The sequence below is a fragment of the Raineyella antarctica genome, assembly GCF_900092135.1.
GTDB classification, from domain to species: Bacteria; Actinomycetota; Actinomycetes; order Propionibacteriales; family Propionibacteriaceae; genus Raineyella; species Raineyella antarctica.
On the sequence record NZ_FMYF01000015.1, the window covers coordinates 56,424 to 73,110 of the forward strand.

The following is a 16,687-nucleotide window of genomic DNA, read 5'->3' on the forward strand; positions in this document are numbered from 1 at the left end:
CCACAGGGCACCGTACGACCGCTCTCGATCGGGTTCGGAGCCGAGGACGAGCCGACTCACGTCGCCACGCAGCTCCCCATCCGTTCACCACCCGGGGGGGAGCCCAACTCCACCAACCTGTCCGGCTCTGTCGCCGAAATCACATTCGGCCCAGGCTCAGTTATAGGCAGAACGCTGCCCCCGGATCGGCGCCATGACAACGGTCGACAGGGGTTCGTGGGCGCTCCCGCCCGATTCAGGGCCAGGCGTAAGTTACGGTACCGTAGGTTTATGAATATGACGGTAGAGCAGACGGCCGTGGTGACGCGCCCCGTCATCATTCAGGGCGGCATGGGTGTCGCTGTGTCCAGCTGGCAACTCGCCCGGCAGGTCTCCCTGACCGGTCAGCTCGGCGTGGTCTCGGGGACGGCCCTCGACAGCGTCGTGGCCAGGCGGCTGCAGGACGGCGACGAGGGTGGTCACATCCGGCGCGCCCTGGCACACTTCCCGTCCCCAGCGATGGCGTCGCGGGTGCTCGATCGGTACTTCCGCGAGGGGGGCCGCGACGGCGCGGCCTACCGTCCCCAGCTCCCGCTCGGTCTCAACCCGCGGCCGGCGGCGATCGAGCTGGCGCTGGTCGGCAACTTCGCCGAGGTGTGGCTCGCCAAGGAGGGCCACGACGGCGTCGTCGGCATCAACCTGCTGGAGAAGATCCAGACGGCGACCCTGTCCGCTGTCCTCGGGGCCATGCTCGCCGGTGTCGACTACGTCCTGATGGGCGCCGGCATCCCGCGCGAGATCCCGCAACTGCTGAACAACTTCGCCGCCGGGCTCCCCGGTGAGCTCACCATCGACGTCGCGGACGCTACCCGGCCCTACATCGCCTCGCTCGACCCGGTCGAGCTGCTGGGCGACGCGCTGCCCGAGCTGAAGCGCCCGCAGTTCCTGGCCATCGTGTCCCTGCACGTGCTGGCCGCGTTCCTCAACCGCAGCGAGCAGTTCCGGCCGGACGGCTTCATCGTGGAGGGCCCGCTGGCGGGCGGCCACAGCGCGCCGCCGCGCGGCAAGATGGCCCTGGACGACGCCGGGCAGCCGGTCTACGGCCTGCGTGACAACGCCGACCTCGCGGCCATGACAGCCATCGGACTGCCCTTCTGGCTGGCCGGGGCCTACGGCACCCCGGAGCGGGTGGCCGACGCTGTCGCCGCCGGTGCCGTCGGGGTACAGGTAGGGACCCTGTTCGCCTTCGCCGAGGAGTCGGGGTTGCGTACGGACCTGAGGTCCGGACTGCTCCACTCGCTCAACCAGGACAGCGGCCAGGTCCGCAACGACCCGCGCGCCTCGCCCACCGGGTTCCCGTTCAAGATCGCGAACGTCGAGGGCAGCCTCTCGGAGCCGGAGACGTACGCGGCGCGCGAGCGGATCTGCGACCTCGGCTTCCTGCGTACGCCGGTGGAGCGTGAGGACGGGCGGCTGACCTATCGCTGCGCCGCCGAGCCCGAGCAGATGTACGTGAAGAAGGGCGGTGAGGCCGCCGACACCATCGGCCGCATGTGCCTGTGCAACGCGCTGCTCGCCGACATCGGCCTCGGCCAGATGCGCAAGAGCGGCTACGTCGAGCAGCCCGCCATCACCCTCGGCCAGGACCTGTCCGGTCCCGAGCGGCTCGCCGAGACCCGCCCCGACGGCTGGACCGCCGCCGAGGCCGTCGAGTGGCTGACGAGCAGCCTGGCCTGAACCCGGCTCCATCCGGCGTGATCGGAGAAGTTCCGGTGCCGCCCTCGGGCCACGTGCCCGCGGCGGCCACCGGCCTGACCGGCCTACGCCTCCAGGAGGAGCGCTTCGCCCTGGCCGCCACCGCCGCAGAGGGCGACGGCCGCCCGGCCGCCGCCGCGAGCGACCAACCGGTGGGCCGCATGCACCGCGAGTCGGGCCCCGGAGGCCCCCAGCGGGTGCCCGAGGGCGATGGCGCCGCCGTTCGGGTTGACCCGGGCCCGATCCAGGCCGAGGTCGCGCGCCGACTGGGCAACGACGACGGCGAAGGCCTCGTTGATCTCGACGTGGTCCAGCTCGTCCACTGACCAGCCCTGCCGGTCCAGTGCCATCCTGATCGCGTTGGCGGGTTGGGCATGCAGGGAGGTGTCCGGCCCCGCGACCTGTCCCGCCGCCCGTACGGTCGCCAGCACCTGCCAGCCGTTGGCCTGCGCATGGGCTCGCGTGGTCAGCACGGTGGCGGCCGCGCCGTCGGTGAGCTGCGAGGCGTTCCCCGCGGTGACCGAGCCGTCGGGACTGAACGCCGGCCGCAGCCGGGCCAGCGTCTCCGCGGTGGTGTCCGGCCGGATGCCCTCGTCCCGCGCGACGGTCGTCGAGCCCTTGCGGTCCGGGATCGTCACTGGCACCACCTCGGCGTCGAACACGCCGGCGTCCCAGCCGGCCTGTGCGCGCTGGTGGGAGGCGGCGGCGATCTCGTCCTGCTCGGCCCGGGAGATCGGGTACTTCTCCGCCGTGTCGTGGTCGGTGCAGGCACCCATCGCGGAGTGGACGAAGGCGTCGGTCAGGCCGTCGTGCAGGGTGCTGTCCAGGGCTGCGACGTTGCCGTAGCGGAAGCCGCCCCGGGCCCCGGGCAGCAGGTAGGGCGCGTTGGTCATCGACTCCATCCCGCCGGCCACGACCACGTCGGCCTCCCCGGAGCGGACCAGTCGGGCGGCATCGATGATCGCGGTCAGACCCGACAGGCACACCTTGTTGACCGTGGTGCAGTGGGCACGCCACCCGATGCCACCGGCGATGGCGGCCTGCCGTGCCGGACCCTGCCCGACCCCGGCCTGGAGTGCCTGCCCTATGATCACGGCGTCCACCAGTGCCGGATCGATCCCGCTCCGCTCGAGTGCCCCGGCGATGGCGACCCCGCCGAGCTCGGGTGCGCCCAGGCCGGCCAGGGCCCCGGAGATCCTGCCCAGCGGGGTGCGGGCCGCTGCGACGATCACGACATCGGTCGCGCCGGTCACGCGTTCACCTCCACCCGGACGAGGTGGTCGGAGACGTCGAGGTCCGGCTCCGTACGTGCCTGTACGTCCTCCACCGTCACACCCGGGGCGACCTCGACCAACCGCAACCCGTCGGGGGTGACGTCGATGACCGCCAGGTCGGTGATGATCCGCTGCACCACGCCGCGGCCGGTGAGCGGCAGCGAGCAGGACTCGACGATCTTGGGGGACCCGTCCTTGGCGGTGTGCTCCATCAGCACGATGACCTTCCGGGCGCCGTGGACCAGGTCCATCGCTCCGCCGGGTCCCTTGACCATCTTGCCCGGGATCATCCAGTTCGCCAGGTCCCCGCTGCGGGAGACCTGCATCGCCCCGAGGATGGCCACGTCGATCTTGCCTCCTCGGATCATTCCGAACGACGTCGCCGAGTCGAAGTACGAGGCTCCCGGCAGGGTGGTGACGGTCTCCTTGCCAGCGTTGATCAGGTCCGGATCCACGGCGTCGTCGGCCGGGTAGGGGCCGACGCCCAGGATGCCGTTCTCGGACTGCAGCATCACCACCAAGCCCTCGGGAAGGTGGTTCGGTACGAGGGTCGGCAGCCCGATCCCGAGGTTGACGTAGGACCCGTCGGCCAGCTCTCGCGCCGCCCGGGCGGCCATCTGCTCTCTGCTCAGCGTCACTGCCCAGTCTCCGTCCTGCGGATCGTACGCTTCTCGATCCGCTTCTCGATGTCCCTGCCCACCTCGATGATCCGGTGGACGTACACCCCCGGCAGGTGTACCTGGTCGGGGTCGATCTCGCCGGGCTCGACCAGCTCCTCGACCTGTGCGATGCAGGTCCGTCCGGCCACGGCCGCGACCGGTGAGAAGTTTCGTGCCGCCTTGGCGAACACCAGGTTGCCGTAGCGATCGCCCCGCAGGGCGTGCACCAGGGCGTAGTCGGTCGTGATCGCCTCCTCGAGGACGAAGTCCTTCTGGACGCCGTCCACGGCGAAGGCGCGGACCTCCTTGGGTTCCGAGGCCTTGACCACATTGCCGGCCGCGTCGTAGCGCTGCGGCAGACCGCCCTCGGCGACCTGGGTGCCGACACCCGTACGGGTGTAGAACGCGGGGATCCCTGCTCCGCCCGAACGGAGCTTCTCGGCCAGGGTGCCCTGCGGCATCAGCTCCACCTCGAGCTGGCCGGAGAGGTACTGCTCGGCGAACTGCTTGTTCTCTCCCACGTACGAGGAGGTCATCTTGCGGATCAGGCCTGCGCCCAGCAGCACTCCCAGGCCCCAGTCGTCGACCCCGCAGTTGTTCGATACGACCGACAGTTCCCGGACCCCTCGCTCCAGGAGTGCGGTGATCAGCGCCATCGGAGCACCCGACAACCCGAATCCTCCGACGGCCAGCGATGCTCCGTCCGGGATGTCGGCGACCGCCTCGGCGGCCGAGGCCACCACCTTGTCGAGCCCGACGCGAGGGTGGTTCGCGGGCTCCAGGGTCGTGGTCGTCATGGTCGGCCGACCTTCTGCTCCTGGTGGCCGGCGGCGAACTGCGCAGAGGACTTGGCGGCGATGATGGGGCCGAAGTCGGCGTTGACGCGCAGGTGCTCGGGGTGCGTCAGGTAGCGGGCCAGGGCGTCGCGGTCGCTGAAGACGGCGGCGATGGCGTAGTCGGCCGTTCCGGGGCGAAGGCCGAGGTCGCCGCCATGGTGGTAGGACTCGATCCCCGTGCAGGCGGCGGAGACGGCCCGCAGGCCATCCGAGAGCGCGGCGATCGTCTCGGGCGGGGTGCCCGGGACGAAGGTGAAAGTGACGACGTGAGCGACCGGCATCGCGGTGGTTCCTTCCGTGTGGTGGAGAAGCGTCGGGGGGGTGGGGCTCCCGCACTTGGTGGGGCACCGGGTCGGCGCCCACCAGCTGCGGTGGGCCCTCTGGGGGCCCGGATCAGACCCGGGCGGAGTGTGCCCCGGTCATCAGGGCCGCCAGGTCCTCCGGCTCGAGGAACGAGGGCGGGGGCGGCGGCCCCCAGGCGTACAGGCCCTGCAGCCCGTGCAGCACCTGCGGGGACCACAGGTCGTCCTCCGAGACGGTGTCCATGTCGGAGTAGTACTCGGCGAAGTTGCCCGCCGGATCCTTGAGGTACCAGAAGAAGTTGGCACCCGCGAAGTGCCGGCCCAGGCCCCAGACATGCCGTTCGGGGTGGCCTTCGAGCATGCTCTGGGCGCCGCGTCCGATCTCGTCGATGTCATCGACCTGCCAGCTCGTGTGGTGCATGAAGTTGACCGGGGCACTCATGACCAGCACGTTGTGGTGCTCGTTCGAGCAGCGCATGAACGCCGCGTGGTCGCCCATGTAGTCGCTGACCTTGAACCCGAGTCCTTCGGTGAAGAACTTCATGGTGGTCGGCAGGTCGGTGGAACCGAGGACGGCGTGTCCGAGCTTGCGGGGCCGCACCGGGCCGCTCCGGGCGATGAAGGGTGCCCGACCCCAGCGGTCGATGCGGCCGGGCCCGTTGTACGGGGTAGCGGTGACCGGTGGGTCGATCACGATGCGGGGTCGGATGCCCACTCGGACCCGGGTCCCGGTCACCGGCTCGACCGCGAGCACCGAGGTGTCGTCGAGGACGGTGGCCAGACCTAGTTTGTGCAGCCGGGAGTCGACGGCGGCGATGTCGTCGTGGTCGTCGGCGGCGACCGCCAGCTCGACCAGGCGCCGGAACGGGGTCCTGGTGATTTCGAGCTGTTCGCCGCCGTTGGCGGTGGCGAACACACCGTCGCCGCGGTGGTCGAGGCCGAACTCGCTGTAGTACGCGATGGTGTCGTCCACGTCGGGGACGCCGAGGGTGACTTTGCCCAGTCCGTGCAGTGCCATGATGGTTACCGGTCCCTCACTCGACGGGGGCAGCGACGAAGCGCTGGTTCAGGTCGCCGATGCCCTCGACCCAGGTGTGGAGCTGCTCCCCGGCTTTCAGGAATCGCTGCGGGCTCCGGCCGACACCGACGCCCGCCGGGGTGCCGGAGAAGATGACGTCACCGGGGTACAGCGTGACGGAGTTGGACAGGCCGGCGATCAGCTCGGCCACCGGGAAGATGAGTTCGCTGGTGCGGCCCTTCTGGACCGTCTCGCCGTCGATCGTGCAGCCGAGCTCCAGGTCGTCCGGGTTGCCGACCTCGTCCGGCGTGACCAGCCACGGGCCCTGCGGGGAGAAGCCGGGGAACGACTTGCCCAGGCCGAACTGCGGGGCGGGTCCGCGCAGCTGGGAGACCCGCTCGGAGATGTCCTGCCCGACGGTCAGGCCGGCAACGTGGTCCCAGGCATCGGCCGCGTCGATGCGGTGCCCCTGGCGTCCGATGATCACGACCAGCTCGACCTCCCAGTCGACGTTCCCGTCCGTGGGGATTGTCACCTCGGTATCCGGACCGGAGAAGGAGGAGACGTACTTGGTGAACACCGGGGGGAGGTGGGTGGGCGAATCGAAGCCGGACTCGGCCGCGTGCTCGTCGTAGTTCAGCCCGATCGCGAAGACCTGGCGGGGCGCGGGGGAGGGGGCGTTCAGTCGGCTGCGGTCGAGGTCCGTCGCGGGCAGGGTGGCGGTGTCGAGTCCGGCGACCCACTCCTGCAGCTCGGCCCAGGAGGAGTAGAGGTCCGCGACGTCGGGCCCGAAGCGTCCCTCCGAGGCGGTGGCGATGTCGACGGCCTGCTCGGCGCCGGTCTCTCCGAGGACGAGGGCTGCACGGTTGTCAAGGTTCGCGATGCGCATGGTGGTTGTTCTCCCTGTTCGATGTACGGGTGCGTCGGATGTCTGGGTGTGTTCGGGGGAATGCGGGGTGATCAGGCGAGTGCCGAGGCCGCCCGGACCGCTTCGAGTGACGAGGTCGAGGCTGCGATCCGGTCCTGGTACTCGTCGACCAGCTGCGAGAGCTCGGCGATGTCGGTGACGGCGCCGAAGATGTAGTGGTCGGGGCGGATCAGTACGGCAGCGACCCGGTTCTGGGTGAACCAATCGGTCCAAGCCCCCGTCGGGTCCTGCAGGTCGGCGGAGCCGGTTACGGCGATGGCCAGTGGCTGCACCTCCAGTCGTACGAGCTGGTCCAGGAGCGCCGGGTCGTGCTGGTCCGCCGCCGGCATCGTCCCGGGCACCAGCAGGAGCGCTCCGGGGCCGGTGATGTCGTCGAGCAGGTCGGTCCGGGAGTCCCGGTCGACGGGGAACTGGGGCGCCAAGGTGCCGCGCAGGTCCGGGATGCCGAGGTCCTCGGCACACACGCCCTCCCCGAGCACCGGCAGCGCGCTGATCGGCAGGACCTTGGCCGGGTCGGCGCCGCCCGCCAGCATGCGTGCGTCGCGCTCCGCTGCGATCTCGACATCCAGGACACAGATGACTCGACCGAGTTCGACCGACATGGCGATCGCGTGCTGGAGATGGGCCTTGCGCTCGCTGGTGTAGGTGTCCAGCAGTTCCTGTGTGGACTCGCCGCGCAGCACCCGGTCCAGCTTCCACGCCAGGTTCGCCGCGTCCCGCAGGCCGGAGCACATCCCCTGGCCGGCGAACGGGGGCATCTGGTGGGCGGCGTCTCCGGCGATGGCGAGCCGTCCGGAGTTCCACTTCTCCGCCCAACGGGCGGAGAAGGTGTAGAGGGCGTGACGTTCGAGTTCGGTGTTCTCCGGCGTACGGCCCCACGCCTCGAGCAGCTGCCACGCCTTCTCGGGGGTGTTCATCTGGGCGCGGGTCTCTCCGGGGAGGCGCATGAACTCCCAGCGGCGCCGACCGGGGCCGCCCGAGACCAGGGTGGTGGGCCGGGCCGGATCGCAGGACTGCCAGTTCTGCGGTGACCATTCCACGTCGTCCTTGGGCATGACGTCGACGATCAGCCAGTCGAAGAAGAATCCCTCGTCGTGCATGGTCGTGCCCAGGTGCTCCCGGACGAAGCTCTTGGCTCCGTCGCAGCCGACCACGAAGCGGGCGTCGACGGTGGTCTGGCCGATCTGCGTGCTGTGCAGCGTCACCCGGACGGAGTCGTCGCGCTCCTCGATGCCGACCGCCTCGGCGGCACGCATCAAGGTGACGTTGTCCATGGCCTCGACGGCATCGGCGAGCAAGGCCTCCACCTGCGGCTGGGAGAAGAAGCTGGCCGTCGGCCAGCCGCACGGGCCGGTCCCGGACCAGTCGATGCGGACCAGGGTCTCGCCCTCGGCGTTCCGCCATTCGTAGAAGTCGGGTACGCCTTCCGAGACGGCCTTGATCTGGTCGGTGAGTTCCATCGACTGGAAGATCCGGCCGATCTCGTCATCGAAGTGGACCGCGCGCGGTAGCGGGTACGGCTGGGGCCAGCGATCGAGGATCAACACCTGGTGCCCGTTCAGGCCCAGCATGCGACCCAACGAGAGACCGACGGGACCCGCTCCGACGATGACAGCGTCGTACATCGTGTCGTTCATGCCTACTCACTTCCTTGGGGGAGGCTGTTCGAGCATCCATCCGAATCAATGGGTATTAATCATGCTCGATTGATTGTTAGTCTGGACGTGACCTGGGTCTCATGTCAAGGGGTTGGTCAACATCCGTGCGCTGGACACACGGATGGCCCGCCTACGGATCGGTTGATGCGTTCCATCGGTCCAGCCCCTGGCGGCGGTACGAGGGGCGGAGACTGCCGTGGTGCGATAATCGACAGGACGGACTTAAGCGAGGATGTTGTGACTGATCTCTTGGACCAGATGGGTTTCGCCTCCGGCTTGAGCCGGCCGGAGCAGGCCGCTCTGGTGATCGGGCGGATGGCCGAGGAGTCGCCGCGCGGCGCTCGCCTGGGAACCAAGACCGAACTCCAGGAGCGGTGCGAGGTCTCGAAGGGCACGTTCAACGAAGCCCTGCAGATCCTCCAGGCCCGAGGCCTGATCACCTTGCGTCCCGGCCCGGGGGGCGGCGTCTTCGCAGCCGAACCTACGCCTTTCGTCCGGCTGGGGAACTCGATCCTCGCCCTCGATACGGCCGATGCCGACATCTCTCGCGCGGTACGCCTCCGCGATGCCCTGGATCCCCTGATCGTCGAGGACGCCCTCGATCACAGCGCGGCCGCCGATGTGGCCCGGATGCGCAGGTCCCTGGACGAGATGCACGAGGCCATCGAGGCACACGATCCCACCGCCTTCGTACGGGCGAACTGGGACCTGCACTCCGCGATCGCCAGGGTCAGCCCGGACACCGTGACGCGCACGCTCTACCTCAACCTCCTCGAGTTCATCGAGACCCACACCCTGTCGGTCAAGAGCTCCGCCGACGCCTCGCTTCCGGAGTACATCGCCGAGCGGTACCAACTGCACGTCGACCTGGTCGACGCCCTCGAGGCGCGCGATCGAGAGGCCGCCATGCGGCTCATCCACCAGCACAGCACGACGGCAAGGTGACGGATCGGTGTCGGGCGAATAGGCCACCGTTGGGTCGTCGGTCTTGAATAGGGGCATGGACATCGACGCATCACTCCCGGCTCCGGCCCCTCGTACGCGCAGGGGCCGGCAGGTCGGCCTGACGGTCGCGGGGGTGGCTATCGTCGGTGCGCTGGCGGCGTTCTTCCCCTTCCATATGGTGCTGAGGATGCTGCTGCTGCCGCTGGGCAGGGGGTGGCACGGCCTGGTCAGCACGTTCAACGGCGTGGTGTTCCTTGCCCTCGCCGCCCTGCCGGTGGCCGCGCTGGCGGTGTGGATCCTGGCACGTTTTCGGATCGCCGCCGGCACCGGGTCGCCGTGGCGGAAGTCGCTGGCCGAGGTCGGCATGGTCTACGGGACAGTGCCGTGGGTGTGGATCACCATGTTGCCGGGCTCCGGGGCCGGCGTCGTCCCCGAGCGGGTGAGCCTGGTCCCGCTGCGTGACCTGACCGCGATCGTGGCCGCCGGGCCGTTGTCGGCGACGATGCAGATCGGCGGCAACATGCTGGTGTTCGCGGCGCTGGGCTTCTTCGCCCCGCTGCGGTTCGGGCGGCTGGCCTCGATACCCCGGGTCATGGCGCTGGTCGCCGGCTGCTCGGTACTCGTCGAGGTCTCGCAGTACGTCCTGCAACTGGACCGGGTCTCCTCGGTGGACGACGTCCTGGTCAACACGGCCGGTGGTGTGCTGGCGGCGCTGGTGTCACGCTTCTGGTGGCGCTCCGTGCACCGGAGAGCCGGCGGCGTCGAGGCCGTCGAACCGGTCGCCTCGATCGAGCGCCCGGCTGACTGAGCCGATGTTGGGAGGGTCCTCAGGCGCCTCCCGACGCCCCGCGCCCGCCCCGTTTCACCGGGCACGCGGTGGTGATGAGGGGCTCGTCCGCATCGCGCTCCGGCCGCGTGGCACTCGCAATGTGGTGGGCCCGGGCATTGCCGTGCCTACGCTGGAGAGGTGAACGTCGCGCTGCTGGACGCCTTGCGCCACCGCGGGGTGCAGGCCGCCCTGCTCGCGGCGCTACTCTTCGGCGCGGGAACACCGCTGGCCAAGCTCCTCCTCGACGCCGAGGTCAGCCCCTGGATGCTGGCGGGCCTGCTCTACCTCGGCTCGGGTCTGGGACTGACCATCTACCGGGTCATCCGGCGATCCCCTCGCGTACGACTCGCACGCGCCGACGTCGCGCCGCTGGCCGGCGCGATCCTCTTCGGCGGACTGGTGGGACCGGTGCTGCTGATGTACGGGCTGGTCGGGATGCCCGCCTCGGGTGCCTCGCTGCTGCTGAACGCCGAGGGCGTGTTCACCGCGCTGCTGGCGTGGTTCGTCTTCCGGGAGAACGTCAGCGCACATGTCGCGCTGGGCGTGGTGGCCATCGTGGCGGGTGCCGTCGTGCTGTCCTGGCCGGGGCAGACGAGGTTCTCTGCGGCCCTGCCGGCGCTGGCCGTGCTCGGCGCCTGCCTGTCCTGGGCGATCGACAACAACCTGACCCGGATGGTCTCCCTTGTCGATGCGTCGTGGCTCGCGGGGGTCAAGGGACTGGTCGCCGGTCCGGTGAACCTCGTGCTGGCGTTCTCCCTCGGATCCTCCCTGCCTCCTGCGTCCGGTCTGGTCGCGGCGATGACCGTGGGGCTGGTGGCGTACGGGGCCAGCCTCGCCCTGTTCATCGTGGCCCTGCGCCTGGTCGGGACGGCCCGGGCGGGGGCGTACTTCTCGGTCGCACCCTTCTTCGGGGCTGTCCTTGCGCTCGCGCTCGGTGAGGCCCTGACCGTGCCGCTGGTCGTCGCCGGGCTCCTGATGGCCCTCGGGGTGGGACTGCACCTGAGCGAGCAGCACAGCCACGAGCACACGCACGAGGCCCTCGCCCACGACCACTGGCACACCCACGACGACCTGCACCACGACCACCACCACGAGGGTCCGGTCCCGCGGCGGGGGCACCGTCATCCCCATACCCACGAGGCGATCACCCACACCCACGAGCACTATCCCGACATCCACCACCGGCACACCCACGACCGGTCCGCTCGCCGCCGGTGATCCGCCGGGCCGCCGGATGTGGCGTGGCGCACACGGACAACAAGTCCGGCGCGCACGGACAAGAGGCGCCGCGGCCGTTCGGAAAGACTCGTCCCACCTCAACGACGAGACCCTCAAGGACGAGGGAAGAGGAGGAATCGAATGACTGCAACCATGACGAGCATCGCGACCCTGCTGCCGCGGGAGACCTGGGAAGGCAAGGTCTTCACCGGAACCTGGCGGCCGGCAGCACACACCGCCGAGACGGTGGAGCCGGCCACGGGGGAGGTCCTCGGGACCGTGGGCCTGGTGGACGAGCAGGGCATCGCCGACTCCGCGAAGTCGGCGGCCGAGGCCCAGCACCGCTGGGCCCGGACCAGTTACGACGAGCGGGCGGCCGTCTTACGCGCCGCTGCCCGCATCGCCGAGGAGAACGCCGACGAGATCGTCGAGTGGATCATCCGGGAGTCGGGATCCACCGGGGCGAAGGCGGCCTTCGAGGTGTCGCTGACCGTGCGAGCCCTGCACGAGGCCGCCGGGCTGCCCAGCCGGGCCACCGGCGAGGTATTGCCCAGCCCGGACGGCAAGATGACGCTCGCGCGCCGCCGCCCGGTAGGGGTCGTCGGGGTGATCTCGCCGTTCAACTTCCCGCTCTACCTCGCCATCCGGGCCGTCGCCCCCGCCCTGGCCCTGGGCAATGCCGTGGTGCTCAAGCCCGATCCGCGGACAGCCGTCTGTGGCGGCTTCACCATCGCGCGCATCTTCGAACTGGCGGGCCTGCCGGCCGGCGCGCTGCACGTGGTCCCGGGGGACGCGGCAGCGGGTGCCGCCATCACGAGCGACCCGCACATCTCGATGGTCCAATTCACCGGGTCGACCGCAGCTGGCCGCAAGGTCGGCGAGGCGGCCGGAAGACACCTCAAGCGGGTCTCGCTGGAGCTGGGTGGCAAGAACTCCCTGATCATCCTGGATGATGCGGACCTCGACCTGGCCGTGGCCAACACCGTCTGGGGCGTCTATCTCCACCAGGGACAGATCTGCATGTCCACCGGACGGGTCCTGGTGCACCGATCGCTCCACCAGCCGCTCCTGGAGCGGCTCGTGGCCAGGGCGAAGAGCCTGACCGTGGGCGATCCCCTCAGCGGGGAGGTGGCCCTCGGCCCGCTGATCAACGAGCACCAGCGGGACCGGGCCCTCGCCGTGGTGCAGGCGGCGGCCGCGGCCGGTGCGACCGTGGAGACCGGCGGGAGCTGCGACGGCCTCTTCTTCGAGCCCACCGTGCTCTCGGGGGTCACGCCCGACAACCCGGCCTTCCGCGAGGAGATCTTTGCCCCCGTGGCGGTGGTCGTACCCTTCGACACCGACGACGAGGCGGTCGAGCTTGCCAACGACACCGAGTACGGGCTGTCGGTGGGCATCATCTCCTCCGATGTCGGGCGGGCGATGGCCCTCGGCGATCGCCTCCAGACCGGCCTGCTGCACATCAACGACCAGACGGTCAACGACGACGTGATCAACCCGTTCGGCGGCGTCGGCGCCTCCGGCAACGGCGCCAGCATCGGCGGCAGCTCCAACGGTGAGGAATTCACCCAGTGGCAGTGGATGACCATCCGCGACCAGGCCCCGCACTACCCGCTCTGACCCGCCCCCGCCCGCACCGATCCCGACCAACCAACCAAGGACCCGACATGACAGTCACCGAATCCCGCACCAGCACCCTCACACCCACCCGCGAGATCACCGTGGCGGTGGCCCGCGAGAAGGAGGCCCCGTTCACCATCGAGCAGGCCAGGATCAGGCCGCCCCAGGCCGACGAGGTCCTGGTCAAGGTGGTCGCCACCGGCCTGTGCCACACCGACCTGATCGTGCGCGACCAGTTCTATCCGGTCCCTCTGCCCGCCGTCCTCGGCCACGAAGGGGCCGGCATCGTCGAGCAGGTCGGCTCCGACGTGACGGCCCTGGCCCCGGGCGATCCCGTCGTCCTGTCGTACGGGTACTGCGGTCACTGTGCCCAGTGCACCAGCGGCATGCCCGGCTACTGTGACCAGTTCTTCGGGCTCAACTTCGGTGGCAGCGACACGGAGGGGAACAGTGCCCTGGCCGACGCAGAGGGCGAGGTGCTGCACGACCACTTCTTCGCCCAGAGCTCGTTCGCCACGTACGCGCTGGTCAAGCAGGCCAATGCGGTCAAGGTGTCTGCGGACGCGCCCCTGGAGCTGCTCGGCCCGCTCGGGTGCGGCATCCAGACCGGGGCCGGTGCCGTGATCAACACGCTCAGGGTGCGGCCCGGCAGCAGCTTCCTCGCCCTCGGGGCGGGCGCCGTCGGACTGTCCGCAGTGATGGCCGCCCGGGTCGCGGGAGCCACCACGATCATCGCGGTGGACGTGGTGGCCTCTCGGCTCGCGCTGGCGATGGAACTGGGCGCGACCCACACCATCAACACCCTGGAGACCGACCTGGTCGAGGGGGTCCGCGAGATCACCGGGGCCGGCACACAGTTCGCACTGGAGTCGACCGGGCGACCCGAGGTGCTCGCCCAGGCCATCGAGGCACTGGGGCCGCTGGGCCAGATCGGCGTCGTCGGTGCCCCGAAGCTGGGCACGACGTCGGAGTTCGACGTGAACAACCTGCTCCTCGGGGGACGCACGATCCGCGGCATCGTCGAGGGTGACTCGGTGCCGGGCGTGTTCATCCCGCACCTGGTCGAACTGCACCGTCAGGGCCGGTTCCCGTTCGACAAGCTCGTGCGGTTCTATGACCTGGACCAGATCAACGAGGCCGCCCAGGACAGCCTGGAGGGCCGCACGCTCAAGGCCATCCTCCGCATGCCGCACTGACCGGCTGGCTGCCGCAAGGACGGGCAGCGAGCACGACCTGCAGACGGCCGAGCGCCGCCGGGCCCTTGCTCGGCGGCGCTCGGCGGTGCACCGTGTCAGGGCTTCACTGTGTCAGGGCATGCTCCCGGCGGAAGTCCGAGGGACTGGTCCCGTACGCCTTGCGGAACGTACGGGACAGCCACGCCTGGTCGTGCACCCCCGCGTGGGCGGCCAGCGTCCCGATCGGGAGATGGCGCAGTGCGGGGTCGGCGAGGTCGCGGCGGATCGCTTCCAGCCGGCTGGTCCGCAGGAGGGTTGTGAAGGTGACACCCTGCTGTGCCAGCAACCGCTGCACCGTCCGCGTCGACAGGTTCTGGCTGTGCGCGACCTTCTCGAGGCTCAGCCCCTCATCCGCGAGGTTGGCCCGCACGAAGGCGAGCACCTGCTCGGCGACCACGTCGGCACGTGCCTCGAGCACGGGATCGAGGTCGCGGGTCAGGGCGGCGCGCAGCAGCGAGATACCGGCGTCGCGCAGGTGCCGGCTGATGGCCGCTGCATCCGGGTCGGCGCCGTCCACGACTCCTGCCAGGTAGGAGGCGTACAGCACGCCAGCCCCGGAGTCGGCCGGATGCGGCCGTTCCAGCAGCCGTCGGACCTGCCTGTCGTGCAGGTCCAGTGCGCTGCGGTGCACCGTCATGACGCGTACGTCCCAGGTGCCATGCTGGGTCAACCGGTAGGGGCGCTCGGTGTCGTAGAGGGCGAACTCGCCCGGGAGGACGCTGACCACGTTCCCGGACTGCTCGAGCGTGGCCGCACCGTGGACGACCAAGCAGACCTTGAGTATGTCGCTGGGGTGGTGGCGGACCGCCCGGGGCGAGCGGGTCAGTGCCTGCTCGTTCCCCGCGATGGAGTAGACACCGACGTCGTCGAGGGCGATGGCGCGGACGCGACCGGTGGGAGGCTCGCCCGTGGACGGGTGGGCAGCGGCCGGCTCGAGCCCGTAGAACGTCTCGCCCATGGCCTCGCGCCACAGGTCGGGCGCCAGGATGCTCCTCGCCATCGTCACCTCCCAGGACCGGTGCGTCGACGGACCGGTCAGGTCATTGTGACGACGGCCACACCTGCAGGGCAAGGGCCCGCGTTGACTCATCAAAGATGCCCGCGTGGAGGGGGTCGTTGCCTCAACTAGGAATGCCCGCGTAGCGGCGCGTCGACCGGCCCTGTGGCTGCTGTGCCGGTACGCCGAGTTGATGGGGTTGACGATGGCTGAACGTCGGGCTGTGACCAGGGCGAGCGCTCGCCGCTACAAGGCGGCGGACCGGGCGGGCAAGAAGGTGATCCTGGACGAGTTGTGCGAGCTGACGGGCTGGCACCGTGACCATGCCCGCAAGGCGTTGCGCGAGGCGTTGAAGGTCAAGATCGTCCGGCCCCGCAAGGGGCGCCCGCCGGTCTACGGGGAGGACGTGATGGTCGCGTTGCGGACGTGTTGGGCGGTGATGGGGGCGGCGTCGGGCAAGCGGATGGCCCCGTTCCTGGGCGAGCTGGTTCCGGTGCTGCGCGCCTTCGGGGAGCTGGATCTGGACGAGGAGACCGCGGCGGCGTTGTGTCGGATCTCGGCGGCCACGATCGACCGCCGGCTCGCCCCGGACCGGGCGAAACTGGCCGTGCGTGGGCACTCCCACACCAAGCCCGGTTCGCTGCTGAAGGACGCGATCCCGATGCGGACCTGGGCGGACTGGGATGACGCGGTGCCCGGTTTCGTCGAGATCGACCTGGTCGGCCACGAGGGTGGCAACTCCCGCGGCGATTTCGCGTTCACCCTGACGGTCACCGACATCGCGACCGGGTGGGTGGAGAACCGGTCGGTGCGCAACAAGGCCCAGAAGTGGGTCTTCGAGGCGCTGGTGGACATCCGGGAACACCTGCCCTTCCCGCTGCGCGGGATCGACTCGGACAACGGCAGCGAGTTCATCAACCACGAGCTTCTTCGCTACTGCACCGAGCAGGAGATCACCTTCACCCGTTCACGCTCGGGCAACAAGAACGACGGCGCGCACGTGGAGCAGAAGAACTGGACCCAGGTCCGTCAGATCGTCGGCTACCACCGCTACGACACCGCCGGCGAGCTCGATCTGCTGAACCGGATCTGGGCCCGACAGACCGACCTGACGAACTTCTTCTACCCCCAGCAGAAACTCATCGCCAAGGAGCGGGTCGGCGCCAAGGTGATCAAGAAGTACGACACCGCCCAGACCCCCTACCAGCGCGCCCAGGCCGAACCCAGCGTGACCGGGCTGGTCAAGGCCGCCCTGACCAGCCGCTACCGCCAGATCAACCCCGCGGCCGTCCAACGCGAGATCCAGGCCCTGACCAGCCAGCTCCTGGCCCTGACCACCGCGAAGAAGGCGCCCCGAACCCAGCCAGCCATCCGGGCAAAATCAGATGAGGCAACGAAGCAAGCTACGCGGGCATCTTGACATGAGGCAACGGG

15 protein-coding genes are annotated in these 16,687 nt (G+C 69.8%); 7 read left to right on the plus strand and 8 right to left on the minus strand.

From position 1 onward, the window contains the following. Nucleotides 1-270 precede the first annotated feature (270 nt). A complete protein-coding gene (locus tag GA0111570_RS16355; RefSeq protein ID WP_245703264.1) occupies nucleotides 271-1,716 on the plus strand; it encodes a nitronate monooxygenase in 1,446 nt (481 codons plus the stop codon). An 83-nt stretch (nucleotides 1,717-1,799) separates the two neighbouring features. On the opposite strand, the gene GA0111570_RS16360 is transcribed toward GA0111570_RS16355, so the two are convergent. From GA0111570_RS16360 to mhpA, 7 genes are all read right to left on the minus strand, one after another. After that, nucleotides 1,800-2,987, minus strand: coding sequence for an acetyl-CoA C-acetyltransferase (locus GA0111570_RS16360; protein WP_092613697.1), 1,188 nt, complete (start codon nucleotides 2,985-2,987; stop codon nucleotides 1,800-1,802). After that, nucleotides 2,984-3,646, minus strand: coding sequence for a CoA transferase subunit B (locus GA0111570_RS16365; RefSeq protein WP_281245223.1), 663 nt, complete (start codon nucleotides 3,644-3,646; stop codon nucleotides 2,984-2,986). The genes GA0111570_RS16360 and GA0111570_RS16365 overlap by 4 nt, the downstream gene beginning before the upstream one ends. Then, nucleotides 3,643-4,464, minus strand: a complete 822-nt coding sequence (locus tag GA0111570_RS16370; protein ID WP_092613701.1) for a CoA transferase subunit A — start codon at nucleotides 4,462-4,464, stop codon at nucleotides 3,643-3,645. Before GA0111570_RS16370 ends, GA0111570_RS16365 begins: the two co-directional genes overlap by 4 nt. After that, entirely contained in the window at nucleotides 4,461-4,784 is a 324-nt protein-coding gene (locus tag GA0111570_RS16375) for a Dabb family protein (protein ID WP_092613703.1), read from the minus strand. The genes GA0111570_RS16370 and GA0111570_RS16375 overlap by 4 nt, the downstream gene beginning before the upstream one ends. Before the next feature lie 112 nt (nucleotides 4,785-4,896). Further along, nucleotides 4,897-5,823 carry a VOC family protein gene (locus tag GA0111570_RS16380; protein ID WP_092613705.1) on the minus strand — a complete coding sequence of 309 codons (927 nt, stop codon included), beginning with the start codon at nucleotides 5,821-5,823 and terminating at the stop codon, nucleotides 4,897-4,899. Between the two features lie 16 nt (nucleotides 5,824-5,839). After that, nucleotides 5,840-6,712 carry a fumarylacetoacetate hydrolase family protein gene (locus tag GA0111570_RS16385; protein ID WP_092613707.1) on the minus strand — a complete coding sequence of 291 codons (873 nt, stop codon included), beginning with the start codon at nucleotides 6,710-6,712 and terminating at the stop codon, nucleotides 5,840-5,842. A gap of 71 nt (nucleotides 6,713-6,783) precedes the next feature. Beyond that, nucleotides 6,784-8,388: a bifunctional 3-(3-hydroxy-phenyl)propionate/3-hydroxycinnamic acid hydroxylase MhpA gene (mhpA, locus tag GA0111570_RS16390; RefSeq protein WP_092613709.1), complete on the minus strand. Its 1,605-nt coding sequence runs from the start codon at nucleotides 8,386-8,388 to the stop codon at nucleotides 6,784-6,786. A 258-nt stretch (nucleotides 8,389-8,646) separates the two neighbouring features. Here mhpA and GA0111570_RS16395 point away from each other — a divergent pair, with 258 nt between their 5' ends. The 5 genes from GA0111570_RS16395 to GA0111570_RS16415 all read left to right on the plus strand — a co-directional run bounded on the left by GA0111570_RS16395 (nucleotide 8,647) and on the right by GA0111570_RS16415 (nucleotide 14,217). Further along, nucleotides 8,647-9,354, plus strand: coding sequence for a FadR/GntR family transcriptional regulator (locus tag GA0111570_RS16395; protein WP_217634233.1), 708 nt, complete (start codon nucleotides 8,647-8,649; stop codon nucleotides 9,352-9,354). A gap of 55 nt (nucleotides 9,355-9,409) precedes the next feature. Further along, nucleotides 9,410-10,162: a VanZ family protein gene (locus GA0111570_RS16400; RefSeq protein WP_175557546.1), complete on the plus strand. Its 753-nt coding sequence runs from the start codon at nucleotides 9,410-9,412 to the stop codon at nucleotides 10,160-10,162. Between the two features lie 159 nt (nucleotides 10,163-10,321). After that, nucleotides 10,322-11,401 (plus strand): DMT family transporter, encoded by a 1,080-nt coding sequence (locus GA0111570_RS16405; RefSeq protein WP_245703265.1) that lies wholly within the window; start codon nucleotides 10,322-10,324, stop codon nucleotides 11,399-11,401. A 141-nt stretch (nucleotides 11,402-11,542) separates the two neighbouring features. Then, on the plus strand, nucleotides 11,543-13,021 hold the full coding sequence (locus tag GA0111570_RS16410; RefSeq protein WP_092613713.1) for a benzaldehyde dehydrogenase: 1,479 nt from the start codon (nucleotides 11,543-11,545) through the stop codon (nucleotides 13,019-13,021). Between the two features lie 47 nt (nucleotides 13,022-13,068). After that, nucleotides 13,069-14,217, plus strand: a complete 1,149-nt coding sequence (locus tag GA0111570_RS16415) for an NAD(P)-dependent alcohol dehydrogenase (protein ID WP_092613714.1) — start codon at nucleotides 13,069-13,071, stop codon at nucleotides 14,215-14,217. 103 nt (nucleotides 14,218-14,320) lie between these two features. On the opposite strand, the gene GA0111570_RS16420 is transcribed toward GA0111570_RS16415, so the two are convergent. After that, nucleotides 14,321-15,256, minus strand: coding sequence for a helix-turn-helix domain-containing protein (locus GA0111570_RS16420; RefSeq protein WP_175557547.1), 936 nt, complete (start codon nucleotides 15,254-15,256; stop codon nucleotides 14,321-14,323). A 202-nt stretch (nucleotides 15,257-15,458) separates the two neighbouring features. Here GA0111570_RS16420 and GA0111570_RS16425 point away from each other — a divergent pair, with 202 nt between their 5' ends. Then, complete coding sequence (locus GA0111570_RS16425) at nucleotides 15,459-16,673, plus strand: integrase catalytic domain-containing protein (protein WP_217634033.1); 1,215 nt, start codon at nucleotides 15,459-15,461, stop codon at nucleotides 16,671-16,673. Nucleotides 16,674-16,687 lie beyond the last annotated feature (14 nt).